The organism is Neisseria weaveri, assembly GCF_900638685.1.
GTDB classification, from domain to species: Bacteria; Pseudomonadota; Gammaproteobacteria; order Burkholderiales; family Neisseriaceae; genus Neisseria; species Neisseria weaveri.
In genome coordinates, this window is the sequence record NZ_LR134533.1 from 634,105 (window position 1) to 659,031 (window position 24,927).

Annotated in this window: 21 protein-coding genes and 1 other RNA gene; 13 read left to right on the top strand and 9 right to left on the bottom strand. The window is 50.2% G+C overall.

The window, feature by feature from the left end; genetic code table 11:
* Window positions 1-2 precede the first annotated feature (2 nt).
* From EL309_RS03160 to EL309_RS03175, 4 genes are read left to right on the top strand one after another with little or no spacing between them, the layout of a single operon-like run.
* Window positions 3-293 carry a YciI family protein gene (locus EL309_RS03160; protein ID WP_036494536.1) on the top strand — a complete coding sequence of 97 codons (291 nt, stop codon included), beginning with the start codon at window positions 3-5 and terminating at the stop codon, window positions 291-293.
* Window positions 294-297: 4 nt separating this feature from the next.
* Window positions 298-567 (top strand): BolA family protein, encoded by a 270-nt coding sequence (locus EL309_RS03165; RefSeq protein WP_004282800.1) that lies wholly within the window; start codon window positions 298-300, stop codon window positions 565-567.
* A gap of 25 nt (window positions 568-592) precedes the next feature.
* Window positions 593-1,471 (top strand): peptidylprolyl isomerase, encoded by an 879-nt coding sequence (locus tag EL309_RS03170; protein WP_004282799.1) that lies wholly within the window; start codon window positions 593-595, stop codon window positions 1,469-1,471.
* Window positions 1,472-1,489: 18 nt separating this feature from the next.
* Complete coding sequence (locus EL309_RS03175) at window positions 1,490-2,275, top strand: peptidyl-prolyl cis-trans isomerase (protein ID WP_004282798.1); 786 nt, start codon at window positions 1,490-1,492, stop codon at window positions 2,273-2,275.
* Between the two features lie 271 nt (window positions 2,276-2,546).
* Here EL309_RS03175 and EL309_RS03180 read toward each other — a convergent pair whose 3' ends face one another.
* On the bottom strand, window positions 2,547-3,692 hold the full coding sequence (locus tag EL309_RS03180; protein ID WP_004282797.1) for an iron-containing alcohol dehydrogenase: 1,146 nt from the start codon (window positions 3,690-3,692) through the stop codon (window positions 2,547-2,549).
* 406 nt (window positions 3,693-4,098) lie between these two features.
* Here EL309_RS03180 and EL309_RS03185 point away from each other — a divergent pair, with 406 nt between their 5' ends.
* Both EL309_RS03185 and EL309_RS03190 read left to right on the top strand, forming a co-directional pair.
* Window positions 4,099-4,872, top strand: coding sequence for a FadR/GntR family transcriptional regulator (locus EL309_RS03185; protein WP_004282796.1), 774 nt, complete (start codon window positions 4,099-4,101; stop codon window positions 4,870-4,872).
* Window positions 4,873-5,205: 333 nt separating this feature from the next.
* On the top strand, window positions 5,206-6,567 hold the full coding sequence (locus EL309_RS03190) for a DEAD/DEAH box helicase (protein ID WP_004282795.1): 1,362 nt from the start codon (window positions 5,206-5,208) through the stop codon (window positions 6,565-6,567).
* A gap of 107 nt (window positions 6,568-6,674) precedes the next feature.
* On the opposite strand, the gene EL309_RS03195 is transcribed toward EL309_RS03190, so the two are convergent.
* The 6 genes from EL309_RS03195 to tsaE all read right to left on the bottom strand — a co-directional run bounded on the left by EL309_RS03195 (window position 6,675) and on the right by tsaE (window position 13,521).
* Complete coding sequence (locus tag EL309_RS03195) at window positions 6,675-8,255, bottom strand: L-lactate permease (RefSeq protein WP_040669487.1); 1,581 nt, start codon at window positions 8,253-8,255, stop codon at window positions 6,675-6,677.
* Between the two features lie 219 nt (window positions 8,256-8,474).
* Complete coding sequence (locus tag EL309_RS03200) at window positions 8,475-9,920, bottom strand: LutB/LldF family L-lactate oxidation iron-sulfur protein (RefSeq protein ID WP_004282793.1); 1,446 nt, start codon at window positions 9,918-9,920, stop codon at window positions 8,475-8,477.
* Window positions 9,917-10,618, bottom strand: a complete 702-nt coding sequence (locus tag EL309_RS03205; RefSeq protein WP_004282792.1) for a LutC/YkgG family protein — start codon at window positions 10,616-10,618, stop codon at window positions 9,917-9,919. Before EL309_RS03205 ends, EL309_RS03200 begins: the two co-directional genes overlap by 4 nt.
* The gene (locus EL309_RS03210) at window positions 10,615-11,394 is read right to left on the bottom strand and encodes a (Fe-S)-binding protein (RefSeq protein ID WP_004282791.1); all 780 of its coding nucleotides are present in this window, start codon (window positions 11,392-11,394) and stop codon (window positions 10,615-10,617) included. Before EL309_RS03210 ends, EL309_RS03205 begins: the two co-directional genes overlap by 4 nt.
* 394 nt (window positions 11,395-11,788) lie before the next feature.
* Complete coding sequence (locus EL309_RS03215; RefSeq protein ID WP_004282790.1) at window positions 11,789-13,063, bottom strand: N-acetylmuramoyl-L-alanine amidase; 1,275 nt, start codon at window positions 13,061-13,063, stop codon at window positions 11,789-11,791.
* Window positions 13,051-13,521 (bottom strand): tRNA (adenosine(37)-N6)-threonylcarbamoyltransferase complex ATPase subunit type 1 TsaE, encoded by a 471-nt coding sequence (gene tsaE / locus EL309_RS03220; protein ID WP_040669519.1) that lies wholly within the window; start codon window positions 13,519-13,521, stop codon window positions 13,051-13,053. Before tsaE ends, EL309_RS03215 begins: the two co-directional genes overlap by 13 nt.
* Before the next feature lie 336 nt (window positions 13,522-13,857).
* Between tsaE and murI the strand changes: the two genes are divergently transcribed.
* Window positions 13,858-14,667 (top strand): glutamate racemase, encoded by an 810-nt coding sequence (gene murI, locus EL309_RS03225; RefSeq protein WP_036494547.1) that lies wholly within the window; start codon window positions 13,858-13,860, stop codon window positions 14,665-14,667.
* Window positions 14,668-14,904: 237 nt separating this feature from the next.
* Here murI and EL309_RS03230 read toward each other — a convergent pair whose 3' ends face one another.
* On the bottom strand, window positions 14,905-16,686 hold the full coding sequence (locus EL309_RS03230) for an extracellular solute-binding protein (RefSeq protein ID WP_081463183.1): 1,782 nt from the start codon (window positions 16,684-16,686) through the stop codon (window positions 14,905-14,907).
* 112 nt (window positions 16,687-16,798) lie between these two features.
* Window positions 16,799-18,181: a D-alanyl-D-alanine carboxypeptidase/D-alanyl-D-alanine endopeptidase gene (dacB, locus tag EL309_RS03235; protein ID WP_004282784.1), complete on the bottom strand. Its 1,383-nt coding sequence runs from the start codon at window positions 18,179-18,181 to the stop codon at window positions 16,799-16,801.
* 261 nt (window positions 18,182-18,442) lie between these two features.
* Here dacB and EL309_RS03240 point away from each other — a divergent pair, with 261 nt between their 5' ends.
* The 6 genes from EL309_RS03240 to kdsB all read left to right on the top strand — a co-directional run bounded on the left by EL309_RS03240 (window position 18,443) and on the right by kdsB (window position 24,918).
* Entirely contained in the window at window positions 18,443-21,961 is a 3,519-nt protein-coding gene (locus EL309_RS03240) for a calcium-binding protein (protein WP_004282783.1), read from the top strand.
* Window positions 21,962-22,150: 189 nt separating this feature from the next.
* Window positions 22,151-22,247, top strand: an RNA gene (ffs, locus tag EL309_RS03245) — signal recognition particle sRNA small type.
* A gap of 137 nt (window positions 22,248-22,384) precedes the next feature.
* Window positions 22,385-23,425, top strand: coding sequence for a tetraacyldisaccharide 4'-kinase (gene lpxK / locus EL309_RS03250; protein ID WP_004282781.1), 1,041 nt, complete (start codon window positions 22,385-22,387; stop codon window positions 23,423-23,425).
* Window positions 23,422-23,973, top strand: coding sequence for a DUF2059 domain-containing protein (locus EL309_RS03255; RefSeq protein ID WP_004282780.1), 552 nt, complete (start codon window positions 23,422-23,424; stop codon window positions 23,971-23,973). The genes lpxK and EL309_RS03255 overlap by 4 nt, the downstream gene beginning before the upstream one ends.
* Before the next feature lie 4 nt (window positions 23,974-23,977).
* Window positions 23,978-24,160: a Trm112 family protein gene (locus tag EL309_RS03260; RefSeq protein WP_004282779.1), complete on the top strand. Its 183-nt coding sequence runs from the start codon at window positions 23,978-23,980 to the stop codon at window positions 24,158-24,160.
* Window positions 24,157-24,918, top strand: coding sequence for a 3-deoxy-manno-octulosonate cytidylyltransferase (gene kdsB / locus EL309_RS03265; RefSeq protein ID WP_004282778.1), 762 nt, complete (start codon window positions 24,157-24,159; stop codon window positions 24,916-24,918). Before EL309_RS03260 ends, kdsB begins: the two co-directional genes overlap by 4 nt.
* Window positions 24,919-24,927 lie beyond the last annotated feature (9 nt).

Consider the following 24,927-nt stretch of genomic DNA (forward strand, 5'->3'; position numbering starts at 1 on the left):
TTATGGAATACTTCATGCTTTTGGCAACCGACGGCGAAGAAGTTTACGAAGCACGCAAAGCCGCCCGTCCGCAACATTTGAAAAGATTGGAAGATTTAAAGGCACAAGGCCGTCTGCTGACCGCAGGCCCCAATCCGCTTCCCGATAATCCCGAACAAGTATCGGGCAGCCTGATTATCGCCCAATTCGCTTCTTTGGATGACGCGCAAAGCTGGGCTGAAGACGACCCTTACGTCCATTCCGGTGTTTATGACGAGATTCTGATTAAGCCGTTTAAAGCCGTATTTAAATAAAACTATGGATACCAAACAAGAAATCGAAACCCGCCTGCAAGCCCTACGTCCGACCCTATTACAGCTTCGCGACGACAGCCATCTGCACATCGGACATGCCGGCAACAAAGGCGGGGGACACTACCACATCTTGGTTGTCAGCCCCGCATTCGAAGGCATCAGCCGCATAAACCGCCAACGCATGGTTAAAGATCCCCTGCACGATTTATTTTCAGACGGCCTTATTCATGCCTTAAGCATTAAAGCCGTTACTCCCGACGAACATACCGGTTAATCCGCCCCATTATTGGAGAATATTCATGAAAAAAACCCATTTCGCTTCCGCACTGGTATTGGCTGCTTTATCAACCGGACTTTCCGCAGCCACATTGGTAACCGTTAACGGCACCAAAATCGACAGCAAAGAAATCGATGCACAAATCAAACAAATCACACAACAAACGCAAGGCAAAGTCCAAGACAGTCCGGAGTTGCGTAACGAACTGATTCAAGACCGCATCACTTCCGTTTTGGTCGCCCAAGAAGCCAAACGCCTGAAAATCGACCAAATTCCCGAATTCAAAAAAGCTTTGGAGCAATCACGCGCCCAAGCCAAAAAACAGGGCGCGGACAAACGTCCTACATTCAAGCAGGAATGGGCGGAATATGAATCCGCAATGCTGAACCGCGCCTACATCACCCACGTATTAATGCAAAACCCCTTAAGCGAAGCTGATCTGAAAAACGCCTATAAAGACTTCAACCAATTCTACAAAGGTTCGCAAGAAGTCCAATTGGGCGAAATCTTCACCCAGTCGGCAGAAAAAGCCCAACAAGCCGTCAACGACCTCAAAGCCAAAAAAGACTTCAAATCCGTAGCCCGCCAATACAGCGTTGACCCCGAAGTCCAAAAAACCGGCGGCATCAATCAAGGCTACATCCGCCTGAAAGATCTGGAACAAGGTGCACCCGAAGTTTACAACGCCGTACGCAATCTGAAAAAAGGCAGCTTCACAGAAACACCGATGCGTGAAGAACCCAACTTATTCGGCGTATTCTATATTCACGACAAACGCGAAGTAAAAGTACCTCCTTACGAGCAAATCAAAGACAATCTGACCGAGCAGATCCAAGGTGCGAAAATCAATGAAGCCATCGGCGCTTTATACCAAAAAGCCACCATTCAGCCGGCAAAATAACATCTTGGAAACCCTATCATGATCACAAGAAAAAACCGTATCGCCGTTTCCCTGCTGACACTGGCCGCCCTAACTGCCGGCACCGTTGCAGCCAAAGCCCCTGAAATCGAAACCGCCCGTATCGACAGCATGGTCAGCCAAATCATGAAACAGGCCGATGCCGATCCGCACCTGACCCAAAAACCGGACGGTGCCGCCATCCGCAAAGACGTACTGCTGCAACTGCAAAGCTTTGAAATCCTGAAAAACGAAGCCTTAAAACTCGGTTTAGACAAAGAACCGGACGTGCAAAACCAATGGAAAAACGTCGAAGCACAGTTTTACGCACAGCAATACAGCCAATATTTAGAGCGCAATACCGAAGTTGACGAAGCGGAAATCCGCGCCGTTTACGACCGCGAAACCCGTGTAATCCGCCTGCAGCAGGTCCACTTCGATACAAAAGAAGCGGCAGCCGAAGCACAAAGCCTGCTGTTGAAAGGCTTGAGCTTCGAAGAACTGATGAAGCGCTACCCCAACCCCGAGCAACAGGCTTTAAACGAACTGATCTCACCAAGCCAACTGCCCGGCAACTTGAGCGGACTGGTCGCCCAAATGTCGCGCGGACAAGTTACCGCCGAACCGGTAGAATTGGACGGTAAATACTATCTATTCAAACTTGCCGCTTCGGAACGCGCCGCCGACGCACCTCCGTTTGAGCAAATCAAATACCAATTGACCATGCACGCTAAAGCCCAAAAGGTACAGGAAAAAATTGAAAACTTATTGAAGGAAAACGGAATCCACCCCGACAATCCCAAATAAGCAATACATATTTGACACAAAGGCCGTCTGAAAATTTCAGACGGCCTTAATACATCATACATACATCTAAAAAAACAATCATTTAAAAACTATTAAAGAAGCTGTTTCCGAGCAGTTTGAAATTCGAACAAGACATTAATATTCGGATCTTCTTATCGCTTCAAACCATATAGATTGCGATTTATTTAAAAGAGCCGTTTACACAACATGCTTGCAGGCCGTCTGAAATTTTCAGACGGCCTTAGATTCGCATCAAATCAGCATTGAGCGATTAAGCGGGATCGAATGCTGCTTCGTAGATGCCGATAATCTGCTCTTTGTTGGCTTGAATCGGGTTGGTGAAGCCGCAAACGTCTTTCAAAGCGTTGTCGGCCAACACGCCGAAGTCTTCCTGTTTCACGCCCAGCTCTTTCAAAGATTTGGGGATGCCGACGATACGGGCCAGTTTGGTAATCGCGTCGATCACGTCCAAGCCTTTCAAATCGCTGTTGTATTTACCTAAAATGGCGCCGATTTCGTCCAAACGCTCTTTAGCGGCCTGTTGATTGAAACGCTCAACGTGAGGCAGCAGCAGCGCGTTACACACACCGTGCGGCAGGTCGTAGAAACCGCCCAATTGGTGCGCCATCGCGTGTACATAGCCCAAAGAAGCGTTGTTGAACGCCATACCTGCCAAGAATTGGGCGTAAGCCATTTTTTCGCGGGCTTCTTTGTTTTTCGGCTCGTGAACGGCAGTGGGCAGATAGCCCGCAATCAGTTCGATGGCTTTCAGCGCGCAAGCGTCGGTAATCGGTGAAGCGATGGTAGAAACATAAGCTTCCACCGCGTGGGTCAAGGCATCCATACCGGTAGCTGCGGTCAGCGGAGCGGGCATACCTTCCATCAAAGAAGGATCGTTTACCGACAGCAGCGGCGTTACGTTTTTATCGACAATCGCCATTTTCACATGACGGGCTTCGTCGGTAATCACGGCAAAGCGGGTCATTTCCGAAGCCGTACCGGCAGTGGTATTGATGGCAATCAAAGGCAGTTGCGGTTTTTTCGATTTATCCAAACCTTCGTAGTCTTCGATTTTGCCGCCGTTGGTGGTCACAATCGCTACTGCTTTGGCGCAGTCGTGTGAAGAGCCGCCGCCCAAAGAGACGATGAAATCCGCACCGGCTTCTTTCAAGGCTGCCAAACCGTCGTTGACGTTGGTAACGGTCGGGTTGGGCTGTGCTTTGTCGAATACTGCGTAATCAATGTTTTTTTCTTTCAACAAACCGCCGATTTTGTCGGCAACGCCCATTTTGCTCAAACCGCCGTCGGTAACGATTAATGCTTTTTTCAAGCCCAAAGCGCTAATCACATCCATCGCTTCGGCCAAGGCGTTTTCGCCCAAGATGTTTTGAACGGGCATAAAGAATTGTGTTGCCATGATTGTGCTCCTTTGTGTTGTCGTTATTCATAACCGTTTAAGGTTGTCCGGCTGAAATATTTAAAACTTAATATTTTTAATATTTACTTCCGGTAGCTTCAATCTGCCATAAATAAATTTGGCACTCAATATATGTAAAGATTTATTTGCAAATTTTTCCACAAATCTTTTCCCTAAGGATTAATTCAATACAAAAATATTTTATTATTACCAATTATTAACCATTTTTAAAAGCAATTAACAATTTAAACAGCCACAATACTTATTAGGCATCACGTTTTCTTCGAATATTTAAACGGTTTCTATGGCGTTTTAATCCGCTGGAAGTTTAAAAAATATATGCAAGCATTAAAAAATTAATTACTGCCCGCCAATTTATTTATCTGAGATTCTGAAAAGCCGGATTATGAGCCTGTTAAAATCCAAAACTTTAAGCGAGCAAATTTGCGGCATTATCGAAAAACGCATTATTTCAGGCGAATATCCCGTTTCCACTAAACTTCCGCCGGAAAGAAAACTGGCCGAAGAATTTGATGTTTCCCGCCCTTCCATCAGAGCTGCATTAAAAATGCTGGTGGCACGCAATATGCTCGCTGCCAGACAAGGCGACGGCTATTATGTTTCCCTACAATATCAGGAAGATTTTTTACACAGTTGGAAAAACCTGCTTGGCAGCCACCCCGACTGGGAATCCGACGTATTCGACTTCAACCGCAGCATCGAAGGCTGTATGGCGGCTTTGGCCGCCAAAAGGCGTACCGATACCGACTTGGAACGCATCGAATTTTGGGTAAATAAGTTTGAAGAAGCCTATGTCAAACAAAACCGCGAGCAGCAAGAAGAAGCCGATGTCTGTTTTCATCAGGCCATTGCCGAAGCCTCTCACAATATTCTGTTTTCCCATCTCTCCAACAGCCTGCTGAATATGCTGTATTACCAAACCCGCAGCCGTATCATGTATACGGAGGGCATCGAAGACCCGCGACCCGCACTCATCAGCCAACACAGAGCCATCTGCGAAGCCATTAAAGCGGAAGACTCCAAACAAGCTTCTTTTCATGCGGAACAGCATTTGAATTATGTTGCAGACTGCATCCGCCAAAATCAGGAATACCGCAGCCGCAGCGAATATGCCGGCACACTGGCACAAAACGACCGGCAAAAAACCGATAAATGGTGAACCATCTACTGAAAACATCCGCTGTTATTTTATCCGCATATTTCATTCCCAAGCTCTTAGGCCGTCTGAAAACCGGCTTGACGGGTTTCGCGAAAACCATCCGTCTCCTGAATCCGGCACCGATTTATGGCATAATACGCATACATCTTAAACGGCCGGTAAACCTGCTGCTGCCCATGGCAACCCAAAGCATTATCACAGCAACAAACGTGTTTACCCGCCCGACCTATTCATACAGCATTCCGGCCATGCCCGGAATACATACTCGGAATTTTCAGACGGCCTCCTCTTCTCAATCTCTATTTCGGGTCGTCTTCCACAGAAAGACTGAACATGAACCCTTTTGCCTCACTCGGCCTTGGCAATGAAATCGTTTCCGCGTTAAGCGAACAAGGCTACGAACAACCCACACCGATTCAAGCGGCCGCCATTCCCAAAGCTTTGGCCGGACATGACCTGCTTGCCGCCGCACAAACCGGAACGGGTAAAACCGCCGCATTTATGTTGCCCAGCTTGGAGCGTCTGAAACGCTACGCCAATGCCAGCACTTCACCGGCCATGCACCCTGTCCGTATGCTGGTTTTAACGCCCACCCGCGAATTGGCGGACCAAATCGACCAGAATATCCGCTCGTACATCAAAAACCTGCCGCTTCGCCATACCGTACTGTTCGGCGGCGTAAATATGGATAACCAAACCAAAGAGTTACGCTCCGGCTGTGAAATCGTCGTCGCCACCGTCGGCCGTTTACTCGACCACATCAAACAAAAAAACATCAATTTAAACAAAGTCGAGATTGTCGTTTTAGATGAAGCCGACCGTATGCTCGATATGGGCTTTATCGACGACATCCGCAAAATCATGCAGATGCTGCCCAAACAGCGTCAAACCCTACTGTTTTCAGCCACTTTCGCGCCCCCTATCCGCAAGCTGGCCCAAGACTTCATGCACAGTCCGGAGCAAGTGGAAGTAGCCGCACAAAACACCACCAATGCAAATGTGGAACAACACATTATTGCCGTCGACACCATGCGCAAACGCAGCCTGTTGGAACGGCTGATTTTGGACTTGGACATCAGCCAAGTCATCGTCTTCTGCAAAACCAAACAAAGCGTAGAGCATGTAACCCGAGATTTACAGCGCCGCAACATCAGTGCGCAAGCCATTCACGGCGATAAATCCCAACAGCTCCGCTTAGAAACGCTCAATGCGTTCAAAGAAGGCAAGCTGCGTGTTTTAGTGGCCACAGATGTCGCCGCACGCGGATTGGATATTGCCGAACTGCCGTTTGTAATCAATTACGAATTGCCGACCCAGCCCGAAGATTATGTACACCGTATCGGCCGAACCGGACGCGCCGGCGCAGACGGCATCGCCATTTCGCTAATGGATGAAACCGAACAGAAAATGTTTGAATCCATTCAAGAGTTGATCGGCAAAAGCTTGCAAATAGAAAGAATCGAAGGCTTTGAACCCAAATGGTGGCCGAACGGTCATACCGATCAAACTTCAGAGCCGGCAAAAGAGCAAGCCAAAACACATAACAATAGAGAGCGCCAAACCAAAACACGTCCACATACAGACGACAAACAGCTTGATCCCGGCAGCGCCTGCGGCAAGATTGCCGGACGTTCGCGCCGAAGCCGGAAAGAGCGTGTAACCTGCGCACTTTTACAGCCCAATTTCGGGGCGTAAACGTAAAGTAGCGGAATAATAAAAATATTGATGAAATGATTATTCCAATACTAAAAAACAAAAGGCCGTCTGAAATTTTCAGACGGCCTTTTTACCAACTCAATACTTTAGAACAGGAAGATTGCTGCAACAACCACTGCAATCACACCATAGATAAACATCGGGATAACGGTTTTCTTCAAAATCGCACCTTCTTGGTTATGTACGTCCAATACCGTGCTTACCGCAATAATATTATTGATACACACCATGTTACCCATCGCGCCGCCGACAGACTGCAGAGCCAAAATCAAGGTAACCGACAAACCGGTATCCAAAGCGATTTGCTGTTGAATCGGACCGAAAGTCAGGTTGGATACAGTGTTCGAACCGGAGAAGAAAGCGCCGATCGCACCCAAGTAAGGCGCAAAATAAACCCAATGCTCGCCGGCCATGTGTGCAAACTCACGACCGATGGTTTTCACCATAGAAGCGTCACCGCCGACCAACATCAATTTCACCATTACCAACGCGCCCATCAGAGCCAACAACGGCTTTTTGGTCTGATTAAAGGTAGCAACATAAAACGCTTTAGCATCGGAGAATTTGATACGGTATACCCAAATCGCAATCAATACCGTAATCACAAACGGGATCCACGCCGGAACGTATAAAGTTTGGTAACGGTCGTTTACCGCTTCACCGAGAATATTTTTGAACACAAAAGTCAGCGAACGGGTTACTTCCAAATCAAACACGCCCAAAGGAACATTGAACAAAGGCGTCATATCAGTCAACAACCCTTTGATACCCAATTGTTTGATACGGGTAATAACCAAGAAACCGATCAACATGCCCAACGGTGCCAATGCTTTGGCTACAACGGCAAAAGGCAGCTTTTCGGCATTCGGATCTTTCGGATAATCTTTACTCAAACCAATGCCTTTATTGGCAACGGCAACAGAAATCATCAAACCGATCGCACCACCCACCAAAGACGGAAACTCTTCGTTAACCGTAGCCAACAATACATAAGGAATGGTACAGGACATCACGCTGATGCCGATAAACAGGAAGTTTTTACGGATTTCCTGCCAAGACGTGATAAAGCTCAAACCGATCAAAGGAATCACAAATGCAGCGAAGAAGTGGATAAAGCCGGTTTGACGACCGATATCCAAAATATCAGACTGAGACAATTCCAAAGGCGCAAAACCGAACCAAGTCGGGGTACCTACCGCACCGAACGATACCGGAACCGAGTTCATCACCAACGTGAAAATAGCCACACGCAAAGGATTAAAACCCAAACCCATCAGAATCGGGGCCGCAATCGCAGCCGGTGTACCGAAGCCGCTCGCACCTTCAATCATAAATGCAAACGCCCAACCGATAATCATCAGCTGTGCGACGGGGTTCGGGCTGATATTACCCAACCACTTGCGGATAACATCGATACAGCCCGTGGTTTCCATCATGCGGTTAAACATAATGGCACCAAAAATAACCGTAATCGGCGTCAGTGTAGAAATCAAACCTGAGACTACGTTTGCATTCAGCAACATGAAATCATTGCCGAAATAAGTAATCTGTAAAACGTAAATCAACGCGGCAATCAGCGGCAAAGCAATATAAGACGGCATCCCGTTTTTCTTGACCATCAGCCAAATCAGCAGCGCTATTGGAAAAATGCTGAGAAATAAAGCCATTTTTTTCAATCCTTTGAGGTAAAACTTTTTTGTGTTTGTATCGTCTGTCACCCCGACACATTATATAAAAACGGTAACCTTCTCTCATGAAAAGGCTACTGCCTAATACAGCAACCCTTACAGGTTGCCGTTATCCAAATACCGGCCTGAACGGGCATTGCATTGCTTGCTTTAAACAATGCACCACCCTATCAGGCCGTCTGAATTTTTATCAAACAATCAAGATTGCTTTTGCTTTTCCGCCACCATTTCATGCAGCGTTTTAGTCGCCGGCTTCAACGGTACACGGTTTTGCGTCCAACTCAACTGTTTACCCGGTGTCAATGTACGGAATTTCGTAGCCGCCCAGCCGAAAGCACGGTAAGCTTTTTTACCGCTGAAAATACCATTGAAGGTTCGCCAAGCCATATCTTCGGTAAAGGTATGAGATGCACCCTGACCTTTAATCGGATAAGGCACTACTTCGCTCGGAGAACGCTGTGCTTCAGTACGCAAACGGATCATCTGCTCGGTAATCGGTATCCGAACCGGACAAACTTCATTACACGCACCGCACAATGTACAGGCAGTCGGCAGATCACGTGTCGCATCCAAGCCCAACATATGCGGTGATACGATTTCACCGATAGGACCCGGATAAGTCGTGCCGTATGCCGCACCGCCGATACGTGTATAAACCGGACAGTGGTTCATACAGGCACCGCAGCGGATACATTGCAGCGTGCGGCGCATTTGCTCTTCACCGTAGGCTTGAGAACGGCCGTTATCCAACAACACCAAGTGCATTTCCTGCGGTCCGTCCAACTCCTCACTTCTGCGCGGGCCGGTAATCATATTGAAATAAGTGGTAATGTTCTGACCGATGGCCGAACGCGGTAACAAACTGTACAAAGGCGGGATATCCGACAGCTTGGCCACCACTTTTTCAATACCGGTAATAGCAATATGCACGGGCGGAACCGTTGTAGTCAGACGACCGTTACCTTCGTTCTCAACCAAACACAAAGTACCCGTTTCCGCAACGGCAAAGTTTACGCCGGACAAACCGACATCTGCAGTACGGTACACATCACGTAACGCACGGCGGGCAATCCCGGTTAACTCATCCACATCATCGGTTTTAGGCGTACCTAAATGATTATGGAACAATTCGCTAACCTGCTCCTTGGTTTTATGAATAGCCGGCATCACGATATGAGTCGGCTTCTCACCGGCCATTTGAACGATGTACTCGCCCAAATCGCTTTCAACCGCTTGAATGCCCTGCCCTTCTAAATAATGGTTCAGCTCGATTTCTTCGCTGACCATTGATTTACCTTTTACCATCAATTTACCGTTACGGGCGGTAATGATATTGTGAATAATGGTACAGGCTTCTTCCGGCGTTTCCGCCCAATGTACTTTAACACCCAAGCGGGTCAAATTGCTTTCAAGCTGTTCCAACAAATCAGGCAGTTTTGCCAGTGACCGCTGGCGGATATGTTCGCAAAGGGTACGCAAACCCTGTAATTCAACTTCATCCGACAAAACATTTTTGCGTTTTGTCATCAACATATCCATGGCTGTACGAAGACTCTTGCGCAGCGGTTTGTCTGCCAGCGCTTTGCGTGCATTTTCTTTAAAAGTTTCCGGCTTGGGGTGGATGTGGATAATTTGCTCGGTCATGCTGCGTCCTCCAAATCGGCAGGAGAAATATAGTCAGGCAACAAAGCCAACACCACCATATCGCGTGGGCCGTGTGCGCCATAAGCCAAAGTCAACTGGATATCGGCCGTTTTGGAAGGGCCGGACACCAATACAACATTAGTCGGCATACCGCCCGCCATTTTTTCACCCTCTACCGCTTCATAAAAGTTGTTGTACATTTTCGTGGTATCAAACAAACAGATATGAACAGGAGGAACCAGGCTTTGGCTTCTCGGTTCTGCCGGAGTCGGCCACAACACCAACGTTCCGGTATGTGCAATGCCGCACTTAACCGCTGTAAACCCTGCATCCACATCTTGGAAAAACTCGTCTTTCCAATCTTCTATCGGTTTATCAAACGCTTTTACCTCAATTTCTGAGGCCGTCTGAAAAATTTCTGCCGCTCGCGCACCGTGTTCGGTCTGCAAAGGCAAAACAATATTTCGCAACTGCTTTTCTTTAGCAACGCCGAGCAATGTTTCTGCCCAATTCTGCGCATTTACCCAATAAATTTCCGTTTTAACCGCACGCATGGTTTTTGCCCAATGTTTCAGGCGTTCCACTTCGCTTTCCCACACGGGAGTCATTTCACGGTAATAATCAACGGTATCCGGTTCGCGCATCGGGTAGGCATTGGCCTTGCGCAATTTCGCCAAAATATTTTCACGTGCGCTCATGCTTTGCCTCCCGTTCTTTCCAGAAGGAAAGTAGCAATGTGCTTCGGACGCGGCATTCCCGGCTCGTCTTTAGCGATTTTTCCGCCGATATTCAGCATACAACCGGCATCGGCACTGATGATTTCTACCGCTTCGGTCGCTTTTAGCGAAGAAACTTTATCCGTAACCATCGCGCCGGAAATATCGGGCTGCTTCACAGAAAACGTGCCGCCGAAACCGCAGCATTCGCTTTCGTGGCTGTGAACCACACGCTCCACATTTTCCAAACTGTCTACCAATGCCCAACCCGTCAGGTGAACACCCATCTCTCTGCGTGCCGAACATGAAGTATGTACAGCTACTTTGGCAGGCGCACCGACATCTTTCGGCTGATAACCGATATCAACCAGGAAGTTGGTAAATTCCACCACCCTTCCGGCAATATTACTGGCCGTCGCTTCGTGTTCGGTATGCTTAAACATGGTCGGCCAATGGTGTTTCATCATGCCGCCGCAAGAACCGGACGGAACCACGATAGGCCAATTTTCCGGAAATAAATCCAGCTGCGCTTTAGCAACATCAAACGCTTCCTCCGGATGCCCTGAAGAAAAAGCGGGCTGTCCGCAGCAGCTCTGTTCCATTGGGAAATGAACGCGGATACCTTGCTGCTCCAGCAAAGTCATCGCATCCATCCCTGCTTCCGGCATAAAGATATCCAACAGACAGGTACCGAAAAAATACACGTCCGTAGGCTTACTGCCGCCTGATTGAGGTTGAGTAATAGTAGTTTGAGTCATTTTGGTTTGTGTTTTTTGGTTAATTGGTCAGACCAATTTATGGTTAAAGTAAGCTTACTTTAAGTAATTGTTTGTAGGCGGTCAAGTATGATTTATCAACCCGCCATTAATATAATCAATCAAAACAATCAAATAATAACAAATATTTACAATTAAAATTCAAAATAAAGATAACTTGACTTTTAAAGTGGCTGAAATGATAGAATTTTTTTGAACAATCTTTCAAAAAACACGGGGAGCAGTCTCTTTTACCGCTACCCGTTTGAATATTTTGACATTAATATCTGCTGAAACAAGCCTTACCGACCGCTGCACTCGATAGCAAAACAAAAATTAATTACGGTGAAAACATTTTTTGTTTTGAACACGCAACAACACTTTTTTGCTTCATGTTTTAAGTCAACACCGCTCCATTGATATAGTGCTGAATGCCGTTTGCAATCGCCTGTGCACTACGCAAACGGAATGAGGAACTGGCCAGCAGTTTTTCTTCCACCGGATTGGAAAGAAACGCGGTTTCCACCAAAATCGACGGAATTTCAGGCGCTTTCAAAACGGCAAAGCCTGCCTGATCGACATGACCTTTATGCAAGGTATTGATTTTACCTAATTCTTTCAAAACCTTGCTGCCCAACACCAAGCTGTCTTTAATCGTGGCCGTCTGAACCATATCAAACAATGTATCGTCAATCTGCTTGTTGCCCACTTTTCTCACACCGCCGATAGAGTCGGCACTGTTTTGGGTTTTGGCTAAGAAACTTGCCGCCGCACTGGTCGCGCCTTTAGTGCTGAGGGCATAGACGCCCGTACCGCGTGCGCTCGGGCTGGTAAAAGAATCGGCGTGAATGGAAACAAATACATCCGCTTTCAGTTTGCGTGCTTTCGCCACCCGCACCCCCAAGGGAATAAACACATCTTCGTTCCGGGTCATATAGGTTTTATAACCCATTGCATCCAAGCGTTTTTTCACTTCCCGTGCTATCGACAACACCACATGCTTCTCATACACACCTCCCGGGCTGATAGCACCCGGATCTTCGCCGCCGTGACCGGGATCCAATACCACAATCGGTGCACGTTTTCTTCTTCCCTGAGAAGGCGGTGTATAAGGTTCGGATTCAGGTTCTTTTCTTTTGGCCATGCTGCCTGAAGTCGAGCCGTCTTTACGGATTTTTCCTTGCGAATAATCCTTGAGCAGCGCCATTAAAGGGTCATCTGCTTCGGCAACCACATCGGCAGAAGGATAAAGATCCACTACTAAACGGTTTTTAAACGTCGAAACCGGAGGCAGGGTAAATACTTGCGGATTTACGGCCTGCTTCAAGTCAATCACGATACGGACGGTATTCGGCGTATTCTGTCCCACCCGCACGCCTTGGATATAAGGATCGCTCCTTTGGACTTTGCTGCCGATTTTCTGCAAAACGTCATTGAGCGTTACCCCTTCGATGTCCACCACCAAACGTGAAGGATTATCCAAAATAAAATGCTTATATTTCAACGCTTGCGTGGCTTCCAAAGTAATGCGGGTATAAGCGGAGGCAGGCCAAATTCTGACTGCTACAAATTTTTGCGCGGCAACTTTCGCCAACGCGGCAACCGGGGTAACGGTAAACAGCAAACCTGCGGCGGCGCGGCGCAGAATTGTTCTTCTTGTTAACTTAACCATGCTTCCAAAATCTCCCGTCCGCGCTCCGTGCAGGCTTCGACTGAACAGCTGCGGCCGTTTTCAACATTTTCCAATCTGACGGACAAATCGGCGGCCGGCGCAAACCCTTCGCCCTGCTGCGGCCATTCGATCAGACACACGCTGTCTTCCGTCAATAAATCGTCCAATCCCGCATCCTCCCACTCTTGCGGAGCGGTAAACCGATACAGGTCAAAGTGGTGAACCGTTTTACCCGATAAGGGATAAGACTCGACAATCGCATAAGTCGGGCTTTTTACCGAGCCGGCATGCCCCAATCCGCGCAGCAAACCCCGCGTAAACGTGGTTTTTCCCGCACCCAAATCTCCTTGAAGATAAATCACCAGCGGCGCATCCAACACAGCGGCCAAACTGCCGCCGAATGCCAGCGTAGCTTCTTCATCGGCAAGAAAACGCGGAAATTGTGCGTTTGGGTTCATTTTGTTCACAACCTTTAAACAGAATGTTTAATTATGCTTTAATTCGAAAATCTTGCAAACCTCGCCGGAGTAAATTTCATTTAACGTGCCGATTGCACGCCGGAATCCCGAAACAACGGCATAAAATCAGTTTTATAAGGGCTGGAAAAGATTCCGGTGTCGTGCAGCGCAAAGATACAGGCCGTCTGAAAAGCGGTGTACAATAAGCGCTTCCGGCACAAGCACTCCGCCGGTTTGAAACCGCGCCGTTTTTTTCAGACGGCCTCATGCTGACCTAAAGCAGATTGAAACGGATAACCCGCTATTTCAATATGCAACATCCGAAACCTTATGGATATGAGTATCAACAAACAACGCCCCATCGGGGTTTTCGATTCCGGCGTCGGCGGTTTGACCGTCGTCCGCGCCTTAATGGAACGCCTGCCGATGGAAAACATCGTTTACTTCGGCGACACCGCGCGCGTGCCTTACGGTGTCAAATCACGGGCAACCATCGAAACCTTTACCGCACAAATCGTCGATTTCCTGCTGCAAAACGAAGTCAAAGCCCTCGTCATCGCCTGCAACACCATCGCCGCCGTAGCCGGACAGAAAGTACGTCAAATGGCAGGCAATATGCCCGTTTTAGACGTGATTGCCGCCGGCGCCGAAGCTGCTTTGAAAACCACCAAAAACGACCACATCGGCATTATCGCCACCAGTACGACGGTCAACAGTAACGCTTATGCCCGTGCCATACACAGCATGAACCCCAATGCCCGCGTACAATCGCAGGCTTGCCCGCTGCTGGTGCCGTTGGTGGAAGAAGGCTGGCTGGACCACGAAGTTACCCGCCTGACGGCACGCGAATATCTGAAACCGCTTTTGGCCGACGATATCGACACGCTGGTTTTGGGCTGCACGCATTATCCGCTGCTCAAACCGCTGATCCGCAGCGAAGCGCCGCAATTGGCTTTGGTTGACTCCGCCATTACTACTGCCGAAGCCACCGCGCAGGCATTGGCTGAAGCCGATTTGCTCAATACCGGCAACACGGCAGCCGATTACCGCTTTTACGTCAGCGATATCCCGCTGCGCTTCCGCACCATCGGCGAACGCTTCTTAGGCCGCAGCATGGAGCAGATTGAAATGGTACATTTGGGCTGATGGCTTCTGCCCGCTATAAACAAGGCCGTCTGAAAATTTCTGTATTTTTCAGACGGCCTTTTGCTGTTTTCAGCCGATAATCATCAAACGGCTGAATAAAACAGATTCAAAAGTCCGTTAATCCGTTTAAACCGGTTGCTTTCATCTGCTTGTCAAAACAATAAACAAGGCCGTCTGAAAATTTCCGCATTTTTTCAGACGGCCTTTCAAGCAGTCGGATTGATTGGGCGTTTATGCTTAACGGATATTTTTCCAACCTGTCTGCAACGCCCATTCCATCGCGCCGAAGTAAGCCGGTTTGCGTTCGGGAACGCTCAAGCCGTTGCGGTACAAAACACGGTAGCGGTCGGCATACCAATTGGGCACGGCAATATATTGATGGCGGATCACGCGGTCGAGCGCGCGCGACACGGCAACCAATTCTTCACGGCTGTCGAAATGCTCGAAACGCTTCAGCAGTTTTTCTACTGCCGGATCGCATACGCCCGCCCAATTGCGGCTGCCTTCGGTTTTGGCGGATTGGCAGCCGAAATAAAGCTGCTGCTCGTTGCCCGGGCTTTCACTGTTGCCGTACACCACTACCGTAATGTCGAAATCAAAACCGTTCATGCGCTTCTGATAAACCGCCGAATCTGCCAAACGGATATTCAGCCGCACGCCGATTTTTTCCAAATCCCGCTGCCATTTGACGATAACCTGTTCATATACTTTAGACGGTGCCAAAAACTCCAACACCAGCGGCTTGCCTTGCCGGTCGGTTAATACGCCGTTTTGATAACGGAATCCGGCCTGCAGCAATAATGCTCTTGCTTTCAACAAATTCGGGCGCACACCGAGCTTCGGATCAATTTCAGGCGGCCTCGGTGCATTTTCGGTAAACACGGCGGCCGGAAGTTGTTTGCGGACGGTGTCCAACACCGCCAGCTCCGCTCCTTCAGGTTTGCCCGAGGCCGCCAGACTGCTGTTGGTAAACAGGCTGTCGCTGCGGCGGTACAGGCCGTAAAACACGCGGCGGTTGACGCTTTCGAAATCAAAACTCCACACCAAAGCCTGCCGTACGCGGATATCGTTCAGCGGTATGCGGCGCATATTCATGACAAAACCCTGCAAACCGGCCGTACTTTGATGTTTCCATTCGTATTTTTTCAAACCGCGTTTGTTCAGAATCGAATCGGGATAGGCACGCGACCAGTTTTTCGCCACATTTTCCTGCACAAAATCATATTGGCCGCCTTTTATGCCTTCCAAGCGGATGCTGTCGTCGCGGTAATATTTGAAGCGCACGGTATCGAAATTGAAAAAACCTTTGCGGACATTCAAATCCGCCGCCCAATACGCTTTATCGCGCTTAAACTCGCTCAAGCGGTTGCTGTCGGTTTTGTGCAGCCGGTAAGGACCGGAGCCGATGGGCGGTTTGTTCGGATCGGCCGCCAATCCTTTGGGGTAACTTTTTCGTGAAAACACCGGCAGGCTGCCCAAAATCAAATGCAGTTCGGCGTTTTTCTGCTTGAAACGGAAGCGTACCGTGCGTTTGTCCGGCGTTTCCACCGCCGCTACGTCCGACCAATAAAAACGGTACATCGGTGCCGCGTCTTTATCCTGCGTCAGCAAGCGGAACGAAGCCGCCACGTCTTCCGCCAACACGGGGTCGCCGTTGTGAAACCGTGCCTTTGGGTTTAATCTGAATGTAACGGAAAGGCCGTCTGAAGCCAAGCTGATGTCTTCGGCCAGCAGGCCGTACATGGCAAACGGTTCGTCCTGCCCTTTTTCCAGCAAAGTATCCAAAGTCAGCGTGCTTATGCCCACTTCGCTGCTGCCTTTCAGCATGAAAGGATTCAGGCTGTCGAAGCTGCCGGGTACCGGCAAGGTAAACGTGCCGCCTTTGGGTGCGTTCGGATTGGCGTAAGGAAACGAATCGAAACCGGCCGGATAACGCACGGGCTGCCCCAAACTCATGCCGTGTGCCGCCCATACCGGCAAAGATGCCGCCGCCAGCCAACAGGCAACGGCATAAACCATTTTATTTTTCAGACGGCCTCTGAAATCCATCATCACATTCCTCTACGACAATCTACTAAGCTATTGTTTTCATAATTTTTCATCTAACCAACCGGCTCTATTTAACTACGGCTTAAGGTTTGCTTCGGTACGTCTGCACAATCCGTGTCACCAAAGCATCCAATTCTTCCAGCAAACCGCCTGCTCTCGGGCTGTTCAACAGCACCACCACCGCCAAAGGACGTTTGTCGTCGAGATAATAACCTGCCAATGCCCGCACATTTTTCAGCGTGCCTGTTTTCAGGCGCAGCGGTGGGCCGATATGTTTGAAACGGGTTTTCAGCGTCCCGTCCGTCCCCGCGATCGGCAAACTGTCGACAAAGGCCGTCTGAAAAGGACTGCGGTAGGCTTTGCCGAGCATCTGTCCCAACATTTTCGCCGTAATCCGCTCGCGGCGCGACAAGCCCGAACCATTTTCCAACACCAATGCCTCATCGTCCAAACCGGCGGATGCCAGCTCACGGCGAACTGCCGCTTCCGAGTGTTGCGCCGTCAAACCGTCGGCAGAGCGCTCGCCCATCTTCAAAAAGACCGTGCGCGCAATCAGATTGTTGGAAAACTTGTTCATATCCGACAACACTTCCGCCAAACGTTTGGAACGGTGCCGCGCCACCACTTTGGCTCCCGATTCCGCCCTACCCAATCTCAGGCCATCTGAAATACTGCCGCCCGCCGCACGCCATTGATTGATAAAACTGTGTTGCGCAAACTCTTTCGGCTCGAGCATATTGATAAACATTTCCTTGCCCAAGCAGCTTTCCGGCAGACTGCCGCTGAACGACAACACGCCTTTACCGTATACCGCATTCATGTAGCGTGACAACGAACCGCAAGCGGAAGCCGAACCGCTCAAACTCACACGGTTATCAAAGGCAATATTGGGCAAAGGCGGATTGGTGCGTATCGCCACACCGCCCGATTCATTCCGTTCGGGCACGGCCCACACCACTTTATAGGCCAGCATATGCGGATCAGGCGCCGTCATAAACGGCTCGCCCGAATCGTCCGAAAAACCGTCCGCACTGTCGCGGCCGTTCCAAACGCTGCCGTCCAACACCAGCTGGCCGTTAATCCGGCTAATACCGCCGTCGCGAAGCTGCTGCTGCATTGCCGTCAAGCCGTCCTGATCCAACACGGGATCGCCGCTGCCGACCCAATAAATATCGCCGTCCAACACACCGTTGCGCTGTCCGGCTGCCGTTTTCAACTCCGTTTGCCAACGGTAATCCGAACCCAAGCTACGCAGTGCGGCGAAAGCCGTAACCAGCTTCATCGCCGAAGCCGGATTCAATGCCACGTCTTCCCGATGCGCTTCCAACACTTCGCCGCTGTTCAAATCCTGAACATACACCGCCACTTCTTCGGCGCGGATACGCCCCAAATCCACCGCAGCCGCCTGCAAAACCGTTAAACCCAACAGTAAAGAAACTACGCTTCTCAAATCTTTCAAAACCATATATCCGCATCCGTTATCTGCCTGCACAATACGCAGGCCCTCTCTTATTTATTTTAACTTTTATTCCACTTGCAAGCATTAAGGCCGTCTGAAAATTTCAGACGGCCTTTCTGTATTCTTTCTAAATACAAAACAATCCTTTTCGAAATTAACACAACATCATAAAAACTTTTTCCAAGTTGAAATATCCAAAAAAAATCAAAAAAGTAACTGAATATACCAAAAATCCCAACTGCGCCTTACGTGAAGGAGACAACAAAAATGAGCAGCATGGTTACCCATAAAAATATTTTATCCGACATCCATCTTAATGCAGCAGGCATCGAATTAACCCAACCGTTCAAATCCGCTTCCGTAAGCCGGTACTTCGGCACACCCAAAGACGACGTTTACCATATCTCTTTCCCGTCCGAACACATCATCGAAAAGCAGTATCACGGCATCGACACCGTATACAGCTACACCCGCCACTACACCCTGCCCAAATATGTAGAAAACCTTATCCTGATTCACACCGCACCGAAACTGCCATTAACCCAGCAAGACGGCAGCGGCAATGAAGAAAACAATACGATTACCGGCAACAAATTAAACAACCGCCTGTACGGCTTAGCCGGCAAAGACACCCTCACAGGAGAAGGCGGAGACGACATACTCGACGGAGGTACGGACATCGACACGTTAATCGGCGGCACCGGCAACGACATTTATTATGCCGACCACAGCAAAGACACCGTCACCGAACGCGCCGGCGAAGGCAACGACACCGTATACAGCAACGTCCACTACACCCTGCCCGCCCATGTCGAAAACCTGACCCTCACCGGCAACGGCAAAGTCAACGGCTACGGCAACCGTGACAACAACACCCTGACCGGCAACAACAACGACAACTACCTATACGGCGGCGAAGGTCGCGACACCATCATCGGCAACGGCGGTCATGACGTAATAGACGGCGGTCACGGTGCCGACATCATGGACGGCGGTACGGGCAACGACATCTATTATGTCGACAACCGCCACGACACCATCAACGAAAAAGCCGGCGAAGGCAACGACACCGTATACAGCTCCACCCATTACGCAGCACACAGCCACATCGAAAACATCACGCTTACCGGTAAAGACAACCTGCATGCCATCGGCAACGACCAAGACAATATCCTCATCGGCAACGAAGGCGTCAACCGACTCGAAGGCGGCAAAGGCAACGACACCCTATACGCAGGCAACAGCGGCGACCAGCTGATTGGCGGCGAAGGTGACGACATCTATAAAATCGACGGCACCGTCAAAGGCTTCAATCTGGATATCCACAAAATCTCCGTTCACGAATACGGCAACAACGGTACCGATACCATCCATTTAGGCGTTCCGGCCCAGAAAGTCGAACGCATTGCCGACCTCCCCCCCTATATCCTGCACGGCAACGTAGAAAACCTGTTTGTATCCGGGCACAGCAGCCACATACAGGGCAATAACGCCTCCAACGTCTTACGCGGCGGCAAACACGCCGACTATCTGAAAGGCGGCAGAGGCAACGACAACCTGTACGGACACGACGGTGACGATATTCTCGACGGCGAAGCAGGCAAAGACAAAATGGTCGGCGGCAAAGGCAACGATACTTTTTATGTCGACCACATCAACGATACCGCTCACGAAGCCGCCGGCGAAGGTAAAGACACCGTATTTGCCGGCGTCAGCTACACACTCGGCCAACACATCGAAAACCTGACCCTGCTCCCCAAACACACCGCCCTGAATGCAAGCGGCAACCATATGGACAACACCATCAACGGCAACCGTTTCAACAACCATATTCACGGCGGTCAAGGAGACGACACCCTTTACGGTCATGAAGGCGACGACACCCTCAACGGCGGCTTAGGCATCGACACTCTGGTCGGCGGCAAAGGCAACGATACATACATACTTGAAGACACTTGGGATTCCATTACCGAAAATCCAAACGAAGGCACAGACACCGTTCTCAGCAGTCTGGACGCCAACATCCTTAAAGACAATCTGGAAAACCTGACCCTAACCGGCAATGCCGATGCCAAAGCCCACGGCAACGATGCCGACAACATCCTCACCGGCAACACAGGAAACAACCGCCTGTCGGGCGGCGACGGTCATGACAAGCTCTACGGCAAACAAGGCGACGACAAACTGGAAGGCGAATACGGCAACGACTTTTTATACGGGGGCGACGGCGACGACACCATTTACGGCGACTTAGAAAACGTTCCGACTCCTACCGTATTCAACCAAGAAAACCAAGACGACTTTATCGAAGGCGGTAAAGGCAACGACAAGCTCAACGGCGGCTTAGGCAACGACACCTATCTGTTCGGCAGGGACGACGGCCACGACACCATCACCGAATACAACATGGAAACCCTCCAAGCGGATCACGCCTTCTATATCGGCACCAACAAAGTCAAATTCAAAGAAGGCATCACACCCCAAGACATCCTGTGGGATGCCGCCACCTCCACCATCAGCATCAAAGGTTCAAATGACAAATTAACCATACTCAACCAAGATCAGGCACCAAGCAAATGGAAAGGTCCGGCCGTCGCGCTCTTTGAATTTTCTTCCGGCTTCACCATGACCGCCGCCGAACTGACACCGCCCGGCATTCTGACTCCCAAAGTCGAATCGCGCGCCATCAACCGTTATTCGTCTTACCAGATTGCAAAAAAAGAAACCGCCGACCAAATCATTAAGATCAACAGCATCGAAGGCGGCAGGCTGTTTGTCGAAGATTCGCCCTACAACCCCTATGTTCAGGCTGCCAACACCAACAAACTGAATATTCCGATCAATACGGGCGTCTGGTTTGCTCCGGATACCGATGCAAAATCCGCATCCATACACTACCAAGTGGTGGATACCTACAATTCCACTTACCCCGATATCAACAGAAAAATCCTGTTCAATATAACGGATAATCCCGACCGCACACCCGGCAACCGCTTCGGCGGCAAAACCGACGACACCATTACCGCCTCTTCCGGCGACGACATCGTATACGGCTTAAACGGGAACGACACCTTATCGGGATTCAGCGGCGACGACCGCTTAATCGGCGGCAACGGAGACGATAAATTGTTCGGCCACGAAGGCAGCGACGTATTGAGCGGCGGCAACGGCAACGACATTTTAGACGGCGGAACCGGCAACGACAGGCTGTACGGCAGCGACTACAACGCCCAACTGCCCGACAACGATATCTTTATCTTCGGCAAAAACTACGGCCGCGACACCATCAGCGACATCCACGGCGAAAACAGCGTCCATTTCCGCGAAGGCATTACCGCCGCCGACTTGTCCGTCCGCAGCTTTAAACCTGAAAGCGTATGGCTGGACAACGCCGTCAAAACCGGTTGGGAAATCAGCATCAAAGGCACTGCCGACGTGTTAACCATCGAAAACCAAGACAACAGCAAAGCCGCTTCGGTCACTTCCTTCGTATTTAAAGACGGCACAACGCTGACCAATGCCGAATTGTTCGAAACGGTCACCCGCCCACCTTTCCGTTCCGCCGTTGCGCCTGAAACCGACCAAACCGCGCCCCAACCGTTGACCGTGTTGAATAAAAACATCCCCGCTTCCATTCCCGGCCTCTTGGAAAACAGCAACGCCGAACTGCTTTCCGGCAATCCATATTCAGACGGCCTCACCGGTTTTAGCGGCAGCCAAGTACCGTCTTATGCTATTACCGAGCAGGCCAAAACGGACGATACCGCCGTTATCAACATTATCTGAACTTTTTGATTAAACTTAACAACCCGCCCCGAAAGGCCGTCTGAAAATTTTCAGACGGCCTTTGCCAAGCCGGCCCGACGGTTTTCCAACAGCCTCAGGTGTTTCAATAATAAAAACCGCCCGCCGCAAAGTTCATACGGCACAGGCTTGGCGTTTTGCCGCAAAACGGATATAATGCCCACTTTCTATGGCGGGTCTCCCTGCATGATAATTTGAAGCAACGGGTCAGGTGCGGAAGCAAGCAGCCCACTTTGATAAGTCAGTGCCAGGGGTTAGGCTCGCCCCCTCATTCAAAAAAGCATTACCGGTTTTCGGTAATGCTTTTATTTTTATCTTTTGCGGAAACAGACCCGTACCCACAAAAGCCTGCATAATCCGCACAATTCCCCTACAATATAGCCCTGTTTCCCACAAGGCCGCCTTATGCCCAAACTGCATCAAATTATCGAGCGGCACTGGCAGCAACCCGATTTTTTGCTGACCTTGCTGCTGAAGCCCTTGTCGGTGCTGTTCGGTTGTCTGGCCCGGCACCGGCGCAACCGCTACCTGTCCGGCAAGACCAAAAGCATCCGCCTGCCCGTTCCCGTTGTCATTATCGGCAACATCCACGCCGGCGGCGTCGGCAAAACCCCGATTGCCGCCGCACTGGTGTCCGCCCTGATGAAACAAGGCATCACAGTCGGCATCGTCAGCCGCGGATACGGGCGCAAGCAAACCGGAGTCCACCTTCTCCACCGGAACAGCACCGCAGCCGAAGCAGGAGACGAACCGCTGCTTCTATACCGGAAAACCGGAGCTCCGACAGCCGTCGGCAGCAACCGCCCCGAAGCGGCACAAGCCCTGCTCGATGCCCATCCGGATATTCAACTGATTGTCGCCGACGACGGCCTGCAACATTACGCCCTGCACCGCGATTTGGAAATCATCGTCTTTCCGGCGGCCGATACGGGCAGACTCAACTTGGATCTCTTGCCCAACGGCAGCCTGCGCGAACCGCTCGAACGTCTGCAAACGGCAGATGCGGTCGTAATCAGCGGCAACGGCGAAACTTACGACAACTTCAGGCCGTCTGAAAATATATTCCGCAGCCGTATCGCTTACGGCGGTATTTACCGTTTCAGACGGCCTGAAGAAAAATGGCACTCAGGCCGTCTGAAAAACAGCCGTCCTTATCTGGCCGCCGTTGCCGGCATTGCCAAACCGCAGCGTTTCTTCGATGCCCTTGCCCAATCGGATATCCGTTTGAACGAAACCGTTGCGCTTGCCGACCACGCGGACATACATGCCGGGCTGCTGCCGAAAGCCGATGCCGTATTCATTACCGAGAAAGACGCCGTCAAATTTTCAGACGGCCCGGAATTAGAAAATGTGTGGGTTCTGCCTGTTTATGCGATAATCGAGCCTGACTTGGCCGTATGGATTGCAGGCCGTCTGAAAATAAAACCTCAGGAGAAAAATAAATGAAAACAAAAAGCGCATTATTCCTCGGCTTATGCTTAAGCGCCGCTGCCGCTTATGCCGAAACCCCCAGCCGCGAATCATTGGAAAAACTGTTTGAAGTCCAACAATTCGATAAAATTTTCGATGAATCGACACAAGCCATTCCCTCTGCAACTTTGCAATCCTTACAAGCTCAAGAATGGTTCCGGCGTGAGATTCCCGAAAGCAAACGCCCGGCAGTCTTGGCCAAAGCCCGAATTTATACCGAAAACATGACAGCCGGCATCAACACGCCGAAATTCCGTGAACAGCTGCGCCAACTCGCCATCAGCGGCGGTGCGGCCGTTTACACCCAAGAAGAAGTGGATGCCATGATTCAGTTTTACAGCTCGCCGATCGGCCGCTCCATCAACGATAAAACACCGAAATACCTGTCGGCGGTTATGGCGGATATGGGCATGATGATTGACGCAAAAGTAAAAGAATACGAGCAGAAAAACCTTCCCAAATTCATCCGCGAAGTCAACTTGTTGGTTTGCGGTAAACCCCGATGCACAATAAAAGGCAAATAATTTAATGGAAAAGAAATTTTTAGACATCTTGGTCTGCCCCGTCAGCAAAGCGCCTTTGGAATACAAGCCGGAGTTGCAGGAGCTTTGGTGCCGCGAAAGCAAGCTCGCCTATCCGGTTAAAGACGGCATTCCCTATATGCTCGAAAACGAAGCCCGCCGGCTGAACGAAGAAGAGTTAAGCGCATGACTGCTTTTACCGTACTGATTCCCGCACGCCTCTCCTCATCGCGCCTGCCGCAAAAAGCCTTGGCCGATATTCACGGCAAGCCGATGGTAGTCCGCGTTGCCGAACAAGCGGCCAAAAGCCGGGCGGCGCGTGTTATCGTTGCCACCGACCATCTCGATATTCAGACGGCCTGCCAAGCGCACGGCGTTGAAGTTGTAATGACTTCGGATCAGCATGAAAGCGGCACCACCCGCTTGGCCGAAGCCGCCGCCAAACTCGGTTTGTCTGACGATACCGTTATCGTCAACGTTCAAGGCGACGAACCGCTGATTGCACCGGAGCTGATCAATCAAACCGCAGCAATCTTATTGGCCAACCAAGTCGAAATGGCAACTGCTGCCCACCCCATCCGCGAGTTTGAAGAATTTGCCAACCCCAACGCCGTCAAAGTCGTTTTGGACAAAAACGGCAACGCCCTGTATTTCAGCCGAGCGCCGATTGCTTATCCGCGCGACAGTATGCAGGCAGGCAGCAAAGTCTTGCCGGAATCGGCACCGCCGTTGCGCCACATCGGCATTTACGCCTACCGCGTCGGCTTTTTGCACCGTTACGCCGAGATGGAAGCTTCGCCGCTCGAACAGATTGAATCTTTAGAACAATTGCGCGTCCTATGGCACGGCTTTCCCATCGCAGTGGAAATCACCGGCAACGCTCCGGCCGCAGGCGTGGATACACAAGAAGACTTAGACCGCGTCCGCCGATTGTTTGAGGCCGTCTGAAAAATAAGC

Bases quoted from the DNA above. Each gene is read 5' to 3' on its own strand.
- EL309_RS03185 (WP_004282796.1), top strand. From the start codon at position 4,099: ATGAGCCTGTTAAAATCCAAAACTTTAAGCGAGCAAATTTGCGGCATT.
- kdsB (WP_004282778.1), top strand. From the start codon at position 24,157: ATGACTGCTTTTACCGTACTGATTCCCGCACGCCTCTCCTCATCGCGC.
- EL309_RS03255 (WP_004282780.1), top strand. From the start codon at position 23,422: ATGAAAACAAAAAGCGCATTATTCCTCGGCTTATGCTTAAGCGCCGCT.
- EL309_RS03215 (WP_004282790.1), bottom strand. From the start codon at position 13,063: ATGGTTAAGTTAACAAGAAGAACAATTCTGCGCCGCGCCGCCGCAGGT.
- EL309_RS03200 (WP_004282793.1), bottom strand. From the start codon at position 9,920: ATGACCGAGCAAATTATCCACATCCACCCCAAGCCGGAAACTTTTAAA.
- EL309_RS03190 (WP_004282795.1), top strand. From the start codon at position 5,206: ATGAACCCTTTTGCCTCACTCGGCCTTGGCAATGAAATCGTTTCCGCG.
- EL309_RS03230 (WP_081463183.1), bottom strand. From the start codon at position 16,686: ATGGTTTATGCCGTTGCCTGTTGGCTGGCGGCGGCATCTTTGCCGGTA.
- EL309_RS03165 (WP_004282800.1), top strand. From the start codon at position 298: ATGGATACCAAACAAGAAATCGAAACCCGCCTGCAAGCCCTACGTCCG.
- EL309_RS03210 (WP_004282791.1), bottom strand. From the start codon at position 11,394: ATGACTCAAACTACTATTACTCAACCTCAATCAGGCGGCAGTAAGCCT.
- EL309_RS03170 (WP_004282799.1), top strand. From the start codon at position 593: ATGAAAAAAACCCATTTCGCTTCCGCACTGGTATTGGCTGCTTTATCA.
- EL309_RS03205 (WP_004282792.1), bottom strand. From the start codon at position 10,618: ATGAGCGCACGTGAAAATATTTTGGCGAAATTGCGCAAGGCCAATGCC.
- EL309_RS03260 (WP_004282779.1), top strand. From the start codon at position 23,978: ATGGAAAAGAAATTTTTAGACATCTTGGTCTGCCCCGTCAGCAAAGCG.
- tsaE (WP_040669519.1), bottom strand. From the start codon at position 13,521: ATGAACCCAAACGCACAATTTCCGCGTTTTCTTGCCGATGAAGAAGCT.
- EL309_RS03175 (WP_004282798.1), top strand. From the start codon at position 1,490: ATGATCACAAGAAAAAACCGTATCGCCGTTTCCCTGCTGACACTGGCC.
- lpxK (WP_004282781.1), top strand. From the start codon at position 22,385: ATGCCCAAACTGCATCAAATTATCGAGCGGCACTGGCAGCAACCCGAT.
- EL309_RS03180 (WP_004282797.1), bottom strand. From the start codon at position 3,692: ATGGCAACACAATTCTTTATGCCCGTTCAAAACATCTTGGGCGAAAAC.
- EL309_RS03195 (WP_040669487.1), bottom strand. From the start codon at position 8,255: ATGGCTTTATTTCTCAGCATTTTTCCAATAGCGCTGCTGATTTGGCTG.
- dacB (WP_004282784.1), bottom strand. From the start codon at position 18,181: ATGGTTTTGAAAGATTTGAGAAGCGTAGTTTCTTTACTGTTGGGTTTA.
- EL309_RS03160 (WP_036494536.1), top strand. From the start codon at position 3: ATGGAATACTTCATGCTTTTGGCAACCGACGGCGAAGAAGTTTACGAA.
- murI (WP_036494547.1), top strand. From the start codon at position 13,858: ATGAGTATCAACAAACAACGCCCCATCGGGGTTTTCGATTCCGGCGTC.
- EL309_RS03240 (WP_004282783.1), top strand. From the start codon at position 18,443: ATGAGCAGCATGGTTACCCATAAAAATATTTTATCCGACATCCATCTT.